13 protein-coding genes and 1 pseudogene are annotated in these 17,820 nt (G+C 44.7%); 4 read left to right on the forward strand and 10 right to left on the reverse strand.

Annotation, left to right across the window (positions count from 1 at the left end):
• Nucleotides 1-209: 209 nt before the first annotated feature.
• The 10 genes and pseudogenes from ACFSW5_RS25890 to ACFSW5_RS25940 all read right to left on the reverse strand — a co-directional run bounded on the left by ACFSW5_RS25890 (nucleotide 210) and on the right by ACFSW5_RS25940 (nucleotide 15,403).
• Entirely contained in the window at nucleotides 210-1,154 is a 945-nt protein-coding gene (locus ACFSW5_RS25890; RefSeq protein WP_379280177.1) for a hypothetical protein, read from the reverse strand.
• Entirely contained in the window at nucleotides 1,151-1,672 is a 522-nt protein-coding gene (locus ACFSW5_RS25895) for a DUF6932 family protein (RefSeq protein ID WP_379280180.1), read from the reverse strand. Before ACFSW5_RS25895 ends, ACFSW5_RS25890 begins: the two co-directional genes overlap by 4 nt.
• Before the next feature lie 141 nt (nucleotides 1,673-1,813).
• Nucleotides 1,814-4,850 (reverse strand): annotated as a pseudogene (locus ACFSW5_RS26160) (type III restriction-modification system endonuclease).
• Between the two features lie 15 nt (nucleotides 4,851-4,865).
• A complete protein-coding gene (locus ACFSW5_RS25910) occupies nucleotides 4,866-6,722 on the reverse strand; it encodes a site-specific DNA-methyltransferase (RefSeq protein WP_379280187.1) in 1,857 nt (618 codons plus the stop codon).
• A 17-nt stretch (nucleotides 6,723-6,739) separates the two neighbouring features.
• On the reverse strand, nucleotides 6,740-7,393 hold the full coding sequence (locus ACFSW5_RS25915) for a DUF4391 domain-containing protein (protein WP_379280190.1): 654 nt from the start codon (nucleotides 7,391-7,393) through the stop codon (nucleotides 6,740-6,742).
• The gene (locus ACFSW5_RS25920) at nucleotides 7,393-10,647 is read right to left on the reverse strand and encodes a helicase-related protein (RefSeq protein WP_379280193.1); all 3,255 of its coding nucleotides are present in this window, start codon (nucleotides 10,645-10,647) and stop codon (nucleotides 7,393-7,395) included. The genes ACFSW5_RS25915 and ACFSW5_RS25920 overlap by 1 nt, the downstream gene beginning before the upstream one ends.
• 365 nt (nucleotides 10,648-11,012) lie before the next feature.
• On the reverse strand, nucleotides 11,013-11,438 hold the full coding sequence (locus ACFSW5_RS25925) for an ankyrin repeat domain-containing protein (protein WP_379280195.1): 426 nt from the start codon (nucleotides 11,436-11,438) through the stop codon (nucleotides 11,013-11,015).
• Between the two features lie 331 nt (nucleotides 11,439-11,769).
• On the reverse strand, nucleotides 11,770-12,300 hold the full coding sequence (locus ACFSW5_RS25930; RefSeq protein WP_379280198.1) for a hypothetical protein: 531 nt from the start codon (nucleotides 12,298-12,300) through the stop codon (nucleotides 11,770-11,772).
• Nucleotides 12,301-12,303: 3 nt separating this feature from the next.
• The gene (locus ACFSW5_RS25935) at nucleotides 12,304-13,620 is read right to left on the reverse strand and encodes a hypothetical protein (protein WP_379280200.1); all 1,317 of its coding nucleotides are present in this window, start codon (nucleotides 13,618-13,620) and stop codon (nucleotides 12,304-12,306) included.
• 58 nt (nucleotides 13,621-13,678) lie between these two features.
• On the reverse strand, nucleotides 13,679-15,403 hold the full coding sequence (locus tag ACFSW5_RS25940; RefSeq protein ID WP_379280203.1) for an S-layer homology domain-containing protein: 1,725 nt from the start codon (nucleotides 15,401-15,403) through the stop codon (nucleotides 13,679-13,681).
• Nucleotides 15,404-15,637: 234 nt separating this feature from the next.
• On the opposite strand from ACFSW5_RS25940, the gene ACFSW5_RS25945 reads away from it, so the two are divergent.
• From ACFSW5_RS25945 to ACFSW5_RS25960, 4 genes are all read left to right on the forward strand, one after another.
• Entirely contained in the window at nucleotides 15,638-16,000 is a 363-nt protein-coding gene (locus tag ACFSW5_RS25945) for a helix-turn-helix domain-containing protein (protein WP_379280206.1), read from the forward strand.
• 357 nt (nucleotides 16,001-16,357) lie between these two features.
• Nucleotides 16,358-16,852 (forward strand): antirestriction protein ArdA, encoded by a 495-nt coding sequence (locus tag ACFSW5_RS25950; RefSeq protein ID WP_170209579.1) that lies wholly within the window; start codon nucleotides 16,358-16,360, stop codon nucleotides 16,850-16,852.
• 49 nt (nucleotides 16,853-16,901) lie between these two features.
• Complete coding sequence (locus ACFSW5_RS25955) at nucleotides 16,902-17,396, forward strand: antirestriction protein ArdA (RefSeq protein WP_379280208.1); 495 nt, start codon at nucleotides 16,902-16,904, stop codon at nucleotides 17,394-17,396.
• A gap of 126 nt (nucleotides 17,397-17,522) precedes the next feature.
• A complete protein-coding gene (locus tag ACFSW5_RS25960; RefSeq protein WP_213510154.1) occupies nucleotides 17,523-17,741 on the forward strand; it encodes a hypothetical protein in 219 nt (72 codons plus the stop codon).
• Nucleotides 17,742-17,820: the final 79 nt, after the last annotated feature.

The following is a 17,820-nucleotide window of genomic DNA, read 5'->3' on the forward strand; positions in this document are numbered from 1 at the left end:
CCATCCTCAACCTCCTTCTCATCATGATTTTATCAAGTTATTCCAGGGCACGAACAGTACCAATGACCTGAAAGACAATTCCTAGGACTTGTGACATTCAAAATTTTTCGCCGTCACTTGTGATGCGGCTCACCGTATCTATTGATAGGGTAAACTAAACAACAAAGGAGGGGCAAAGACTCCGCCTCTCCTTATCCTTTATTATTTTGTTATTCTGCATCTTGAACATCATTTAATGTCCATGATATTTTTTCTTTACCAGCAGAACTTTGAGTAATTACTTTTATTAACTCGGCACGACATCTTTTATCCACATACCCTACAGACTTCGAAACCTTGTCTTTCACTATTCTCCCTACAATTTTGTTGCCATCTGCTGTGCAAAGTTCAAATGAATTTGTCCTAACATTAATCCCGGTTAATCTTCCTTGTAAGAAAACCTCTTCCTCCCTAGAAGTCAATCGTTCATTAAGAATGGTAAATATCTTACCCGCCTTATCTGGATCAAAAGATACTTTTATCCCCTCATTTTGAGCTTGTGTAGAGACCCAGTTAATTTCCACGGGAACATTTAGATCGCGTATGCTCTTAGTCCAATCCATATAATATTTGAGGGTACGAGTTCCTAATGATGAGATTGCTTCTAATAAAGGTTCTTCATCATCAGAAGCATTGAATAAACTGTAAAGCTCTGAGATTATTTGACGTTGAGGTGCTTCATCAATTGACATTTGGCTCTCATGGTTCAAGTCAATGACTGCAATAAATGACCCCGCTTTAACTGCTTTTAGAATCCATGAGTTCCTCTCAATAATCTCTTGAGGAATCGGGCCACGGTTACTTGGTTGATTGAACAATGTATTGGCAACACTGTCAGTTAGTGACTGTAATCCTCCAAGGACAGTCGTTAGTGTTCTCACCGGTATTTGACCAGAAGGAAGACCTGTTGTCTTTACCTTAACTTCCAGCTCTTCAGACTGTTTCTCCTCATTAATTTGAAGCTGTTGCAAATCGATTAATCGTTGCTCTAAAGAGCTTATCTCCAATTCTGATATAAAATCAGGTAATCCGATTGCTTTGTGATTCGCTTTACATACATTGATAATCTCTTCTGTTTCTTTAATCCGATTTGTTAGTTCATTGAAGGCGTTCATGATTTTACACCTCCTGTCACACTTAATATCAGTTCTTGCTGATTTATCTGTACCATACCCTTAGGTTGTCTGGCTCTGTCAAACCCAAATTGCCCCATCCAGTAGGTTTGCATTATCTTATGATTCTGTTGAGGAAAAACAGCCAGTTGTTGCGGAGTCCAATTTTCAAATGATAAAGAAAAGTATGCATCGCAATTATAATTTCTAGAAACCCGATTTATTAATTCTTTAAGTTCCGCAGCTTGATTCTGGTTCTGGATATCTTCAGGATAATAAAACACCACTAGGTCAATATCATTAGGATCAACTTTCTGTGTAAGGAAACTGCCGTCCAGCCAAACATATCGTGGAGGTAGGACTTGCAGTAATTGACTAAGCCAATGCTTAAAATTTGTGTAAATGAGTGATCGTCTAATGGAAGTTGTAAATTCATTAATGAATTGCTGTTCAAACTCGTGTATTGTATAAGTATGAATCCCAGGTGTAAGATTGCCATTTGGCATGAATTGTTGTATCATAACCTGTTATCCCCATTTTTCCCATTTCCGTTTTATTCTATGCCTCAATTATAACTTAGTCCACAACAGTGTCAACGACCAGGACCAAAACATGGCAGAGAAGATAAAGAAGATGGGGGAACACCCCCATCCTCGCATAAATTAGGATTTCACAATTTCCAACAACTTCTCATAACTGTTGACCACATCATACTTCAATTGGCCTGTATTCAGTTTAGCAAAGTGTTTCCGGGCACATTCAATCTTCGCCTTCTCCACTTCACGGAGTTCCATGGATTCCATGGAGCCTTTCGTTTCCGCGATGAAATAGATATGCTTCACATCGCCTTCCTTAAATACAATCGCCCAGTCCGGGTTGTAGTTGCCCATCGGCGTCGGAATAAAAAATCCCCGCGGCAACTTGGCATATACCCGGACTTCATTGCTGACATCAAGTTCTTTGGCAAAAGCACGCTCGATCTTGGAATCCGTTACAACATAATCGTAGATATGTTTTTCAACCGGAATTGCGTTTTGCCCCAATTGTCCGGATAATGTATTTTTCGTAAATACGTCCGCTTCGAATGTATCATTGAGAACATCATACGTTATGGATTCAATGATCGTCGCCGCTTTCTGCTCATTGATTAGCTTGGCGGCACGAATCATGAATTCTTCCGGGTTCTTTCGAAATTGAAGGAATGTGGCTTCTTTAATTCCTGTTAAAATGGCAACTATCGTCTTTCTCGTTAGTCGTGTCTCATCCATTAATTTGCCGACTAAATCGTATTTAATTCGGAAATCCGGTTTAACTTCTACAAGCTCTGTTTTCGTTTCACGCGTCTGAAAGGCTTCCCCCGATTTTAACTGTTGTTGGGACTCAATTCGGTTCATTTCGCCATGCCTGATTGCATATCGGATCGCAGGCACTTGTAAATGATTGTCCAAAGTCCATACACATTTCTTAACAAGTTCCTCGGAGTCGAATTTGACGGTATACACGGATTTGCGATTAATTTGGTTCCAAAGCTCTTGAAATTCCTTTTTATAAAAATTGTTATTGACCGTTACGGAAGCAATATTGCGATTCCGTTCATTATCAGCCAGATTCGATTTGCCCTCTACATAAATCGACTTAACCAATTCGACCAACGGTTCCTGAAAGTCCGTCAATTCCTCAGGAAGTTTGAGCCCCTGATTTTCTACAGCGTTAAAATAAACATCCGTCAAATTGTACTGATCATCCACATAATCATTTTTAATAAACGTGTACAGTAACTTGCTTGCTAAGGTATTGCTCGCCGCGTGCATTCTTCAACACCTTATCCAGGAAGAAGTCGCGATCTGCTTTGCGTGGACGATCGGACAGCGTTTCGGCGATTTCATTTTGCAGCTGTTTCGCAAATTGCTCGTACGACTCACTGGCAATGACGGTCAACACATTGATTTCATGAACGTCGATACCTGGTACACTCGAATCCATCCGTTCACCATTCTGATTGACACAAAGCCGCAGTCCCCGCCCGACTTCCTGACGTTTTTTGATGGTGGAATCGCTATATTTCAGCGTGCAAATTTGGAACACATTCGGATTATCCCAACCTTCCTTAAGAGCAGAGTGGGAGAAGATAAACCGGGTTGGTTCCGCGAAACTTAGCAATCGTTCTTTATCCCGCATAATCAGGTCATAAGCGTCCGCATCATCGGAGTCCGTCTCTCTTGCCGATACCTTCGGATTGACATAGCGGTTACTTTTCTTATCGATCGAGAAATAACCCTTATGCGTTTCTTTCACCTGTATCCGATTCAAATACTGAATGTATGGATCATCGGCAAACAGCGACAATTGCTCATTGAGCAAGGCCGTGTATTCTTCCTCAAACATCTCCGCATAAACACCATTAAGCTCCGAACCATCTTTGTCATACTGCCGATACTTCGCTACTTCGTCGATGAAAAAGAGCGAAAGCACTTTAATCCCTTGATGGAATAACGCTCGTTCCTTCTCGAAATGCGACTTAATCGTTTCCCGAATCTGAATACGGCGGAAATGCAGTTCTCCTACATCCCCCTGAACGTCACCAGCGTATAAAGTTACGCCGTTTATAAAGCTAATACTGTTGTTTTGTCCGTTAATTTCGGACACTTTATAGCCCTTGTACTGCTCAAGCTCACCGGACAATTGGTACAGATCATCGTTCTGCCTGATTTTATGCGTCTTTCTTGCAAGGCTCGTTTTTGTCTTCACTTCGAATTCCAGCCGGGCCACCGGAGCATGCTTCGTGCTCACATCGATGCCTTCCAAATACAGATAGCTGTCCGTGCCGCTTGTTCCTTTGGCCGAAATCCCCTTCACGCTGATCTTTTTCACCAGCTTTTTGTTGTATGCATCCAGGGCGTCGAGCCGGTACACTTTGTTGTAATCTTCACGATGCGTCGCCGAATAACGCAAGGTGAACAACGGATTGAATGCCTTCAGGGATTCTTTCGTCTGCTTGCCTTCAACGGATTGTGGCTCGTCAATGATCATGATCGGATTCGTGCTCGCCAGAACGTCAATCGGTTTGCGACTGTTGAAGTCATCCAGTTCCATGTAAATCCGTCTTGCATCTTTCCCTCTCGCATTAAAAGCTTGCGAGTTGATAATCATGACATTGATCCCGGCGTCGCTGGCAAATTTCTCGATATGGTGCAATTGCTTCGAATTATACACAAAGTATCGTGCCTTCGTGCCGTATTCGGACATGAAGTGATCTTCCGTGATCTGGAACGTCTTGAGCACACCTTCACGAATGGCTATAGAAGGAACAACGACAATAAACTTGCTCCATCCGTACTTTTGGTACAGTTCAAACATGGTACGGATGTAAGTGTAGGTTTTGCCTGTCCCGGTTTCCATTTCGATCGTCAGATTATATTTGCCCTCAAGCTTCTCGGATATTTTCAGGCCGTTCTTCCGTTGAACCGTTTGGATGTTTTTCAAGATTTCTTGATCAATCAATTGAATGGCGTTGTTCTTAAATCCGATATTTGCTTGTTCGGCATTCGCGATATCATCCATGACCATTTGTTCCGGTTTTTGTCTTCTGCCTCGGTCAAGTGTAAATCGGGACAACTCATTAGGTTGCCCCTCAAAGCAATCCACGATACTTTTTACGGCGTCCAACTGAAACTGCTGATGTTTGAATTTGATCTTCAATTTGAGCTCACCACCTTACAGCACTTGGATTTCTGTGCCCGGAGAGAGCATCTTGAATAATTCTTCTACATTGATTCGTGCGGAATCATCTTCAAAGGAACTGTCGCGGAATACAACCCGAAGCGGATGTTCCGCCGCAATTTGTTTAATGACGGATTCCGGCACGTTGTCATCAAAACATGCGATTAAAGAGTTCCCGGCGACGTAATGAACGGTCTTCCCTTCAAGTTGCTTCGTTTCCATAGGTAATGAAAGCTCAAGACCGAGTTCCAGCATGACTTGTATGAGCAAATCTTCCCCAGTACGATCTTCTTTGATATTGGATGCGAGGTCGAACATATCGCCCTGTTTCAGCTTGTCCGGTGTATAGTAAACATCCTTCATGTTCGATGAATCCAAGCGGAATACCCGGAAGCCGTAATCAATATCAGCTCCGGTTTCTTCTTTAATCTTTTTCGCGGCACGGCGAATGCGTTCTTTGCCGATTTCGCAGATATTCTTGAATCCGGCTTTGTACGCTTCGGAATTTTCATCTGTTTTTTCTGGAAGCTGTATCATTATATATTTACGATTTCCACCGTCTTCGGAATTAAGTTTCATTACTGCATGTGCAGTTGTTGCAGAACCGGAGAAAAAATCAAGAATCAAATCTTCCGCAGAAGTTGCTTGTTCTAGTAATGTCATAATTAAATCAGAGGGTTTTGGAAAATCAAATACCGATTCCTGAAATAACTCAGATAATTCCCTCGTACCTTGGACAGTAAAGACGTTTTTTGAGATAAGACTACTAAATCCTGTATATTGACTACTCATTTCGTTAAGAAAGAGTTTATGCCGTGGGCGGCCATCTGGGCTTGAAGGAAACAGTATTCTTCCTTCTTTTATTTTTTTTGTCATTGTTTCCTTATCATATCTCCATCCTTTAGGTGGACATGAATAAGAAAGGCCTGTTTTAGGATCAATTAAATCGTAATGTAAGTTTGGCCGTTTATCTATGGTAGCAAGTCCAGTTAAATCTGCACTCCTCCAAGGGCCTCTAGGATCATTATCTGGATTGGAGAACTTATCCAAATCCTTCAAACTACCTCTTAAAGTTGACAAATTACTACGGCCATAACAAATAATATATTCATGATCTATAGAAACTCCTGTTTTTGTTCTATTATCAACCATTTGTCTACTTTTCCATATAAATTGACATATAAAGTTCTCATTGCCAAATATATCGTCTAGTACTGCCCTCAAATTCTTAGCTTCATTATCATCAATGGACACTAAAATAATTCCATCTTCAGTTAATAAATTCCTTGCAATTTTTAATCTCGAATAAATGAAAGTCAACCAATCGCTATGAAAGCGACCATTTGATTCCGTATTTTGAAATAAGCGAACTCCTTCTTCATCGACTTGACCGGAATCTTCAAGATATTCATCTAAGGGTTCTTTGAAATTATCCTTATATATAAAATCTTTACCTGTATTATATGGCGGATCAATGTATATACATTTGACCTTGTTCAAATACGATTCCTGCAATAATTTCAACGCCTCAAGGTTATCTCCTTCAATGTACAGGTTTTGCGTATTGTCCCAATCCACGCTGTCTTCCTTGACGGGACGCAACGTCTTGTCAATTGGTGTGTTCGCGTTGAGGATTGCTTGCTTCTTTCCTGGCCACGTCAATTGATACCGTTCTTTCTCCCCTTCTACTATCACATCGGACAATTCCTGCCTAAGTAAGTCAAAGTCAATGGCTCTTATTACTTTGCCATGTTCATCTCTGGCTTCGGTGATAACATTAGGAAATAGTTCTGCAATCTTGTCGATATTGGCTTGAGTCAAATCGACCGATTTCATTGTAAGCTTCTTCATGGTTGACCCCCGTTTCCTTAATCAAGGAGTTGATTCAATACTTTCCTCTTTCGTTGTAGCTCCATGTTCAATTCAACCTTCTTGTTAAACTGTTTTTCAACCCTTATCTTGGACTCAAGTCGCTGGCATTCTTGCGTCAGCTTGTCAATTTGGGCTTGCCGCTCCAAAACGGCTGTAAGCTCGATTTCCGGCTTCACCTTGATGGGAAGCAGTTGACGGATGATGTTCTCGTAAACAGCCTTCAGATCGAGTCCTTGGAGAATGTCGAGTTTGATACTCTCCACCGGCTGCCAGCCCGTCTCATGGTAGGAACGAACGACAGACCGATTGTCGTCGGATTGATTTCGCTCTTTATACGCCATGGCGAGCTTGGCCTGTCCCTCATACATCAGTACATGCAAGATTGGATAGGGAATCGCCTTATCCATGCTCCGCAGCAATTCAAGGGAGTAAGATTGCTCCTTCAATTGAACTTCAAATATCTGAATTTCTTCAATATCCTCTTTCGGTTCAAGACGAATCGTGTCCTTGGATAGCTTGTGCTTCCAGATGATCGATTCAACCTGATCGGTAAAGAGTTCTCTGAGGTGATAATTGGCTTGCAGCTTCTCATAAAATTTGTTCTTCGGAATTTTACGGTTTACAAGCGTGCTTGAAGGCAATTGAAACATCACGCATTCACCTGCCTGATAACGACAAAGGTGAGGAGTTCAAAGTCCTCAAGCCCCTTAATCGAGTCGATCAATGCTGTCGTGCCTCCCGAAGAGAACAAGCTATCCAGATCGTTTTCTTCTTTCACCTGTACAATCGAGCGAATCGTTTCTTCCAACAACATGGAATACATGTCCATCTTTTTGCCGTCTTTCGTCGCTTGATTGAAGCTGCGGCAAGCATCCATCATCGGTTCCGATTGCCCTCTGCATAGGGCTCTTAGGATATCCAGCGTCTTTTTGACATCCATATGATTGGTGACGACTTCACCATCTTCGCTCATGTAGACGAGATAGAAGGGATGTAGCCGGTTCTGCTTGTCGGGATTCAGTTCCTCATTGACGTTGCGAAGAACAAAGATGACGCCGGGCTTTGCTCCCTTCTCTTCGTCAGCAGCCACAACCGCATGCAGTCCGCTCGGAACGGTATCAAGTTCTCCGTTCTCCTTGACATAGTTCACCAAGTCCATGCGAAAATCGTTCAGGCCCAAATCGGTGATGGAGACGCCCGTATTCATATCATCCAGATCGACGACTTCCTTCTGCAAACGATGAAGCTGCTGCTTCCGATATTCCAGATCGCTGGATTGATTGAACAGGACGTTATCATCGCCAGTCGCCGTCATATCCATGATGACCATGCGATTCTCAACCCGCTCTTTCAACTGAATGTATTCATCCAGCGTCATGTTGGGCCAGAAGTTCACCAATTGAATCTCCTTGTTCTGCGACCCAATCCGATCTATACGACCAAATCGTTGAATAATCCGCACTGGATTCCAATGAATGTCATAGTTGATGAGATAGTCGCAATCTTGCAAGTTTTGCCCCTCGGAAATACAGTCGGAAGCGATCAGCAGGTCAATCTCGCCTTTTACATCCGGCATGGTCAGTTTCTTCTCCTTGGATCGCGGCGAGAAGCAGGTCAACAATGTGCTTATATCGTTCCGCAAACCGGCGGTGTTTTTGTTCTCGTCGCTGCCGACGATTTTGGCCGTATCGATATTGTACTTGGCCTTCATATACTCCGACAAATGCGTGTACAAGTACGCCGCGGTATCCGTGAACGCACTGAAAATGATGACTTTGCGGTTGCCGGGATTGATCGGATGATTGATTTTGTGATCAATCACCTGCTTTAATGTGTTTAGCTTCGCATCATGTTCAGGCGTTACTTTCTGCATTTCGGTCAGCAAGGCGGAAAGAATGTTGTGGTCGTTCATCAAATCTTCTTTCCAGCGAAGAACATCCATATCGGACAAATTGATCTTGATCGTATCCCCGATGCTGAAATCATCGTCCAGCCAATCGTCATCGTCCAGATTGGCATCCTCAATATCGGTATAACCTACAGCGTCGGATTTCCCGCTTCCCTCGAAGGCTTCGATTTGCTGAAGCGTCTGATCAATTTTGGAGACAATCTTGGAAAGGGTCAATCGGAAAGATTCCACTGAACTTTCCAGGCGTTTCAGCAGGTTGATCCGCATCAAGAGCTGCAAGCTGCCTTCGCGATCCATCTGCCTGAAGTTCCCGCTCCCGCCCCTTACGCTGGTGTCATACAACTCTTCATAGAAACGCAGTCGGCTCGGTTGAATATATTTGAATGGTGCATAGATGCCGAGATTGATTCTGGACAATTCTATAAAGATTTCATTATACCCGATAACATCCGCTCTGTCGGTCAAATCGCAAAACTTCGAGAGAGGCGGCCGCCGTTTTGGGAACTCGCCGATTTCTTCCGCTTTGTAATACTTCTGGATATGCTTGCGTGACCGGGCGATCGTCAAGCTGTCCAGCAGCTCAAAAAAGTCGAAGTCGAGCATACCAAGAAGCGTCTCCGTTGTACGTTCAGCAACATCCATCTTAGACCACTGGTTAAACGCGGACTGGGCTCGTTTGAAGATGTCGTTAATCCCCCGCTCCGTGCCCAACTTGCTGTTGATTTCCTCAGGATTCCCTTCATAAGCCAAGGCAAGCTGGTTGCGAAGATCCATGAATTTGTTGTTCACCGGAGTAGCGGAGAGCATGAGCACTTTCGTTTTCACGCCGCTTTTCAGCACTTTCCGCATCAGCTTCTGATACCGCGTCTCTTTATCTTTCTTGGCTTCGTTGTTACGGAAATTATGCGACTCATCAATGACGAGCAGATCGTAATTGCCCCAATTCAACCGGTCAAGCGGGATATTGTTTGATTTGCCTCTTTCCCGCGATATGTCCGTATGGTAGAGTACATCATAGCGGAATCGGTCAGCATACAAAATATTGTTGGTTACATTCTGTTTATAGGTAAGCCAGTTGTCGCCGAGTTTCTTGGGACATAGCAACAATACGGACTTGTTGCGAAGTTCATAGTATTTAATGATGCCAAGAGCCGTGAATGTTTTTCCCAGACCGACGCTGTCTGCCAGGATGCATCCATTGTATTTTTCCAGTTTATTAATCGCACCAAGAACCGCATCTTTCTGGAAGTGATAGAGACGTTTCCAGATTTCCGTCTCTTTGAATCCAGTTGCTTCGTTGGGCAATATGTCTTCTGTGATGTCCGATAGGAACTCGTTGAAAATATTGTACAAAATGACATAGTAAATGAACTCCGGAGAGTTCTCTTTATACACCGATGAAATATGCTCCACAACTTGGTTCGTGACATCTTCAAGCTTGCTTTTGTCATTCCATACCTGATCGAACAGATCGAAATACATTTTGGTAAACGGAGCTTCTGTGAACTTGTTCACCATCTTGGAGAGAGCATTGCCCTTTTCATAACCAAGATCAACGGTCGTAAAGCCATCGATCGGCATATAGGTGATCGGCTCGTTTGCAGTCTGCACATTCAGCATGCCTTGCATTGAACCTGAAGTACGGTTCGATTTGAACGTGACTTTTTTACGAATCCAGTCACTGCACTCTTTTGCAATCGCTTTGAGTGTCAATTCGTTTTTGAGCCGGATTTCAAATTCGGTGCCGTACAAGCTTTTTTCCCGGTTCCGTTTCGGGATATAAAATTCCCGCTTCTCCTTTTTTATGCTATCCGCAATAAAGGTGGGAGAGGTGAAGATGAACCGGACTTCTTCCACCTGATTCAGTTCTTTCATTAAGGCTTCATATGCATAAATGGAGAAGCATGATGCAGCAATCGATACTTTGCTGCCTTTGCGAACTTCAAGTTTCAAATTTTCGCCGAGAAGATTGTCGATATTATTGATGATTTCCATAGTTCACCTCTTGTTCCGCCCGAAACCACGCAACTTTTCCTATTCGACATCCCCCGCTGAAATTCCTTGTTTGAAGTAGTTCTGATTTCCTATTTGAGGAAATATATTGTTCGATGATGACTTTTGTAACGTGAATTGGGTGTTGAACTTGAAAAAATGGATGTTTCGGCCTCAGCACCGCCTTACCCAGGCAAGAATCCCAATGAAACAAGCCAAAAGTTCACAAAATCAATCGATGAAGGGTTACTGTCGGCTGATCAATATTCTATATATCGTCAATCTTGATGAATTGTAACGTAACACAGAAAAAGCCGAACCATCAAGTTCAGCCCGTAGTTTAAAACCCAGCCTTATTAATCGTATATCTAACCTCGTTTGCTCTCTTTTGTTCCAGCATTTTTTAACAATTCAGCTATCTCTGTCAGTCCAGAATCCTTGGCGAATTGCAGCAAATATTTATTGTTGACGATAGTTCGATTCGGATCGGCCCCATAGTCCAGCAATATTTTGACCATTTTGGTTGAACCTTTTTCTACCGCTTTCCATATCGCCGATTCAGTGCTTACATTTGGGTCGGCACCCGAATCCAAAAGATACTTGGCCATTTCAATACCATCATTTTCTACAGCGTAATTCAAAGCCGTTTTTCCTGCTCTCATGTAGTTGGGATTGGCTCCGTGTTTCAATAGAAGCTCAATGATTTTCATATTTTTGTTTCCGGCAGCCACTAATATGGCATTGGATCGAGTGGAGTCAGCTCCATCACTTCTGCTGGCACCAAGTTTTCCCATGGTTTGGTTGAAGTCCCGCCGCTCGTTACAATTGGCCGTAAAAGCGGCTTGGATGTCTCAATTTTATCCGCAATGTAAAACATGCCTGCTGTCAGTCCGACCGTCATCAGCAGACTGCATACTGCAATCGAAATAATGAATCCGGCTCTTTTCCTTGGTACTTCTTGACGTTAACGCATGCTCTGCGGTTGATCATTCTCGGATATATTACCCCGGTTTACAGGGTTTTCCACATATTGAGCACAGAAGTTTTCATCTTCGCGATACATTTGTCCGCAATTTGTGCCAAACACGTTTTCATCTCCTTGGCTATTTGTTCAAACGGGACAACTTAAAGGAATTGGTTCCAAAACAGATATGTCATCACGGACACCGCTACGAGAAATCCTGCGGCCAACATAGCCAGCCTTCCGGCCAAATGCTTATTCTGCGGTCGATGCGTGTCTCGAATCATCTGCACTTGATCGTAGAGGAATTCGATGTGCGATGCTGTCCGGGTATGTACGCCTTTAGCCTTGTCCAACTCGCCCAAAATTTCATCCATGACGGTAACGTTTTGGGCGTGGTAGATGGCCAACGTCAGGACAAGCTTGATCGTCGTCTGCTGGGCCTGCGTCAAGTCTCTCATGAGAGCAATCATTTCCTTATTCGTGGAACCGGTTATAGAGCCAATGACACGCCCGATCACTCCCTGATTTTCGAGCCGATCCAGTCGGTGCTCAATGGATGAAAGCTGAGAAAGGGATTGTTGTACAATAGCCTTTACCTGATTTTGATCGACAAGCCGGGGATTTTCTCTAATGGCTTCATCTACTTGCCGTTTACTCGGAAGATTTGCTGTATTTACGTCTTTTTGTGTCATACGTTATCGCCCCCCTTGCATTCGGTCTCGCAACATATCCAGTCGGGATAAAATACTGTCTGCGTCTCTACTGTAATCAATCCGCAAGCCGTTTTGGGTAACCCGCTCCAGTTTGGTGTAGATATTGTCGGCCTGAATGCGGTCGGCAATCATGTCATCCACCGTTGAAACGGCCCTCGCCAAAGTCTGCCCGTTCATCTCCGTAAGTTGTGCTATGTAAACCGTACCGCTGTTTAACAGCTTCACGTTAGCATGCACGGCCTTGGTCGTCTCCAGAACACCGCCAAACATGCCATCGCCATAAGCTTCATCCAGCAACCGGCGAAGCGTTGTGCCGACAACGAAACCGACGCCAACGCCAATGATGCCGCCCGGAATGAACAATGATAAGCCAGCCAGTGCCCCTCCGGTGATTGCTCCTTTCAAACCGTCTTTTGCGATTTTCATTTTCATCTGGTCAAAGGTGATCTTTCCGGACTTGTATTGCAGATAAGTGATGAGACCCGATACGGTGACTGAGACGACTGCTCCGATGGCCGCTCCGTTCAACATTTCCCCTGCCACAGAAACTGGTGTCATGCCGACTGCAAGTTGCCCATGCATGATCTTGTTGCTTAATTCATGTGCGGAATCCATATTGTCTTGAAGCGTACCCATGACCTTTGTCGGATTCGGGATACCCATTTCACGGGCACGATCTATCAATTCCTGCGGCCCGACAAGCACGGTTGTAGGCTTGTAGTGATCGTTGTTCAGAAAATCCTTTAGCGTCTCGTTGATGCTGTCTGCGGAACGGAGCGTCTTGACTTGATATTCCCTTACAATATCTCCGGTGAAACGGTTAATCTCAATAGCATCAATGCCGGGATTATTGCTGACAATCCTGCCGTCCGCATTACGCGGGAAATCGATTTTCGTGAAGAGATTGCGGAGATTGCCCTGCATTTCGCGGATGAAATCCACTTCTCCCGCCGCGTCACCCTGAATGCGGCTCAGTGCATTGGCGGCGGCGTTGTTGCTTCCCTGCAACTGCTCCGCCAACCATTCCTTGAAGCCTTCAACCGTCTTGAAAGCATCGACATTCGGAAATTTCTGCTGAAGCGTCTGTGCGATGGTAACTTCACGGACAAACGCATCAGTCCCTTCAAATACCCCTGGAATGCCATTGCTGATTACCTCGTAAGTCGGTACGGTTGTAGCTATATTAACGAAGTTGGCGACATCTTTTTCGGAAAGGGTATGATGAAGATGCCGGACGCCAACTTGGCTCATTATTTCGTGGTCAGCTCGGCACTTCTTGCAATAATAGCTGTTACTCAAGTAGTTCCCTCCTCTTGCATCGTATGAAAAGGGGAAGGGAGCACGCTGCTCCCTGCTGTCATACAAGATTGATTCGACGGATTGCTTTGTTGTCGTCGTCGTAGACAATAACGTTGCCATTGCTGTCGAAACTCAACTGGCTGATTTTATTGATCGGGTTCCCGTCGTTGTACGTCAGGTCTTTTCCGTCTAGGTAGACCGAGCGGCTGCCGTCCAGTCCGATTTCATAAATAGTAGTTCCGCTGGCTACATAGAATTTGCCTTCATGTGCGACCAGACAGTCAAACTCGATATTGTTGAAAGTCGCAATGGTTTCGACTTTACGAGGATAAAGCTGAACCTTTGAGAGGGATTTGTTATAGGTGTTCAATGTATAGATTGCCTGTTCTGCAATGATCGCATCTGACATGGTTCGATACAGGTCATCTATGGAACGAGGCAAGAGATCAACGCCTGTCGATTCTTTGCTATTGGCTAAAGAGGAAGCTTGTCCACCCTTCTCTCCCTGAAATATCTTTGTGCTGCCATTGCCATAATAGCTCACGCCGAACGTCAACGATTGATGATTATCAAACCCGATAAAGTCAAACTTGCCATTGCTATCACTGCTATATGTGGCTACTTGAACAACGGGAGACAGTTCATAGATGATGTCGATATGGTTAGTACCACCCACATAAACTTTATTGCTGGCTCCGTTGTATGCCAGCTTTTGCGGTTTGAACTTGCTGTAATCCAGATGCGTTACTGTTTTATCATCGGCGATATAATCCCAATCGAATGTCCGGTCAATGGTCTTTGTTTCCACTGTACCATTGGCATTGTTGAATTTGCGTATTTTCAAAAAGTTCCTGTCGTCCCCATCAAGAAAGAAAATGTTGTTATCCTTATCGATAACCATACTTTGAACTTCGGAAATTTTTGCTTGTCTGACTGGCCCATCGATTTGGCCTTTCCCGAGTCCGCCCACCAAGGTATCCACGCTAAACTTCACTGGCAGGGGTGGTTGTTGCGTTGTCGGTGAAGTCGGTTGCGTTACCGGCGGCGTAGGCGTTGTTGTGGTCGTTTGATTTCCGCCGCCAACACTTTTGTTATCATTACCGTATTGATAAGCTCTCCAGAGCAATGTAGCGGCCTCAGCACGGGTTATCGAAGCCTGCGGACGGAATGTTTCATCCTGATAACCGGATACGAGCCCATTTTCAACAGCGACTGCAACGTAATCCTTGGCGGCTTCGGAAATACCTGCATAGTCCTTGAACATGGCCTCAATAATACTCCGGTTCGCAAGGCGGGAAACGTCGTATCCCTTGAGTTTTACAAGTGCGACCGTGATATCTTCACGTAATGCCGGGGCTGTCGGGTTGAAAATGTAGCTCCCGTCGGCGGTACGATAACCCGTCATATAATCTTTAACAGCCTCAATAAATGGAGAGTACCAATCCGTCGTTTTGACATCCGAAAACGAAGAATAGTTTACTTTCTTCGCCTGTAATCCCGATGCTTTAACAATAATTGTGGCAAATTCCGCTCTGGATACCTGATTTTCCGGTCTGAACTTGCCATCCGGGTAACCTTCGAGGACTTTGCGGGACGCCATTTCGCTTATGTATTTATTTGCCCAATGCGTATTGGGCACGTCTGCAAAAGTGACGGTCGGAGTATTGGACGGTGCGTTTTGCAATTCCTCACCGTACCCAGGCAGTGCCGCCGATGCCGAATCGAACAAGCTGAACACTAATATTACTGCGACGAGTAAAGATGTAATTTTCTTCACTGACATAGGCTCTTCTCCTTCTGTTGATAGTTTTTAAATAGGTGGCTTATGATAAAATCAAATTCATCTCTTTTTTCTGTTGGTGACGCCCTCCCTCTCTCTGATGAAAAATGTAGAATCTTGGCAATAGCCAGACAAGCCTATTATACAACGAAAACGAATAAGTGTAGTTAAAAAGTTCTCCTATCATAGGATAAAAGTCTTGCTCTCACTCTACTAATCTGATGTAGAGGTGATGGCATGGCAGAGTTTATCCATATAGTTGGCAATCAAATTCGCAAGATTCGGAAGCTCAAAGGCATGACGCAAGAGCGGCTGGCAGAGAGATCCGGTCTGAGCTTCAGCTATATTAGTGACGTTGAACGAGGTACCCGTAATATATCGCTGGAATCGTTGGGCAAAATCATCAGTGCATTGGGTGTGAAACCCGCTCAACTGTTTGAGGATATTGAAGAATTGCCGATGCATTATGGCAGTGACGAGATCCACACAAAGATTGAGGAATTGAATGCGATGCTCAGCCAACGTCATGCAGATGAAGTGGACTTCGTGATCAAAGTGGCCCGCGAATTCCTGAACACTATTGATCGAAGGAAGCGTTGACGGCTATTTAATGGAGGAAAGATCGGCCCTATTTAGGCAAAAATCATATACATTTTCCGGAGGCACCACCCTGCTTTTATAACAAGGGGTGGCCAGCCGTTTAATGCCCCACCCGGTTACATATGGACTGCTTTCTGCTGTTATACAGCGGACGGCAGTCCTTTTTGTTTGGCAGGCATAACAGCGAGGACATGGAAGGTGAGATGCTTCCACGATAACAAGGAGGGATGCGTTTGTTCGGTTGGTAATGATTGTCGGCGTAGCTGTCGGGGGATGGAAATTGCATCCTCAGGTAACGGTGGTTGCGTGCAAATGTCAATGGAATGTTTGGTCTGATTGAACTGGAGGCGAATGGACATGCAGATTCAGATTTATGTGACTGGAGAAGGAGAAACGGTTGGCCGCTGGCTGTCATTACCGATGCATCCGGATGATCTGAGGAAGGCTATGCAGGAAATTGCGGATGGCAATGAAGCGTTGGAGATTCGGGATTTTGAGGCCCCATTTATTATCGAGAGGGACGACGACGTATTCACTGTCAATGAGGTCGCCGCTGTCATGGCTCAATACGATCATCGGCTTGTGTATGCCCTTTGCGGATGTACGGATAATGCAGATCAGGTCATTCGCATTCTGAATGGCGGACAGCTCCGTGTGTATTATGACGTAGACAGCCTCTATGACGTAGCGGACGCCATGGTGCGGTCAGGGTACTATGGCCGCGTTCCTGTCACCCTTAAGCGGTTTCTCGACTATGACAAGTTGGTTCGGGAGTTAGCCGATGCAGGTTGGCACTTTCAGCCCGAGGTTCGTGTTGCTGTCCAGCCGTTCTATGCAATGGATGCCAATTGATAACCGGGAATTCGGCTGAATCGCGAAAATAATCAACGGAGGAAATACAATGCAGATCAACGTGTATATTGCCAATCTGGCGAAGTACAACGAAGGCAAACTGGTTGGCCGTTGGGTCACGTTGCCGATGGAACGGCATGAACTAAAGCAATGCATCCGGAATGTGCTTGGCAAAGACGAAGAATACGCGATTCATGATTATGAATCTCCATTTGCCATTGGCGAATATGAGGATGTGTTTGCCATAAATGATGACATGGAGATATTGAACCGTTACGACGACAGGCTGGTCGCGGCACTGTGTGAATTTCTAGGCAATCGTGACGAGGTGATTCAGGCCTTGCAGGCCGGGGAGTTCATCGTTTACTACGACATCGATGATTTGACCGACGTTGCGGAGCAGATGGCGGAGGAAGGACTGTTCGGCCATGTGCCGCCGTCGCTGATGCCATATCTGGACTACGGCAAGATCGCCCGGGATTTACAGCATGACGGTTGGTATTTGAGCCGTCAGTTGCGGATTGCCGTGCGGTTGCAGTCCTAACAGCCTGACAATTAATTCAATATCGCAGATTTGCCTGCTTGAATTAAAGCGGGTTATTTGTCGTGGGCATTTGACAGTGAAAATCCGGTAGTGAGAGTGCCGGAGCATTGAAGGGAGGTGAACGCAATGGTAGTACGCAGGGGGTTGCCGGAAGAATTGCAGACTTTATTGAAGCAACTGGTCGCCAACGGCAGTGTGCGAATCGCGGGCACATTGCTGTACGCATGGTTCAGACGCTGTTGGGAGTTGGACGATGAGACAGCGGCCTATTACATGCGATGGTATTTTGAAAAGTATTTCAGCCGTCAACTCCAGTCTCTCCGTAAACATTCAGGTGCAAAGTGATCGCCGGTTCCAGATTAAGGCAAGGAGGTGAAACGAAGATGGATTATCAGGCGTTCAAACGCAACAGCCAGAAGGAATA

The sequence above is a fragment of the Paenibacillus thailandensis genome, assembly GCF_042685365.1.
In the GTDB taxonomy this organism is placed as follows: domain Bacteria; phylum Bacillota; class Bacilli; order Paenibacillales; family Paenibacillaceae; genus Paenibacillus_AP; species Paenibacillus_AP thailandensis.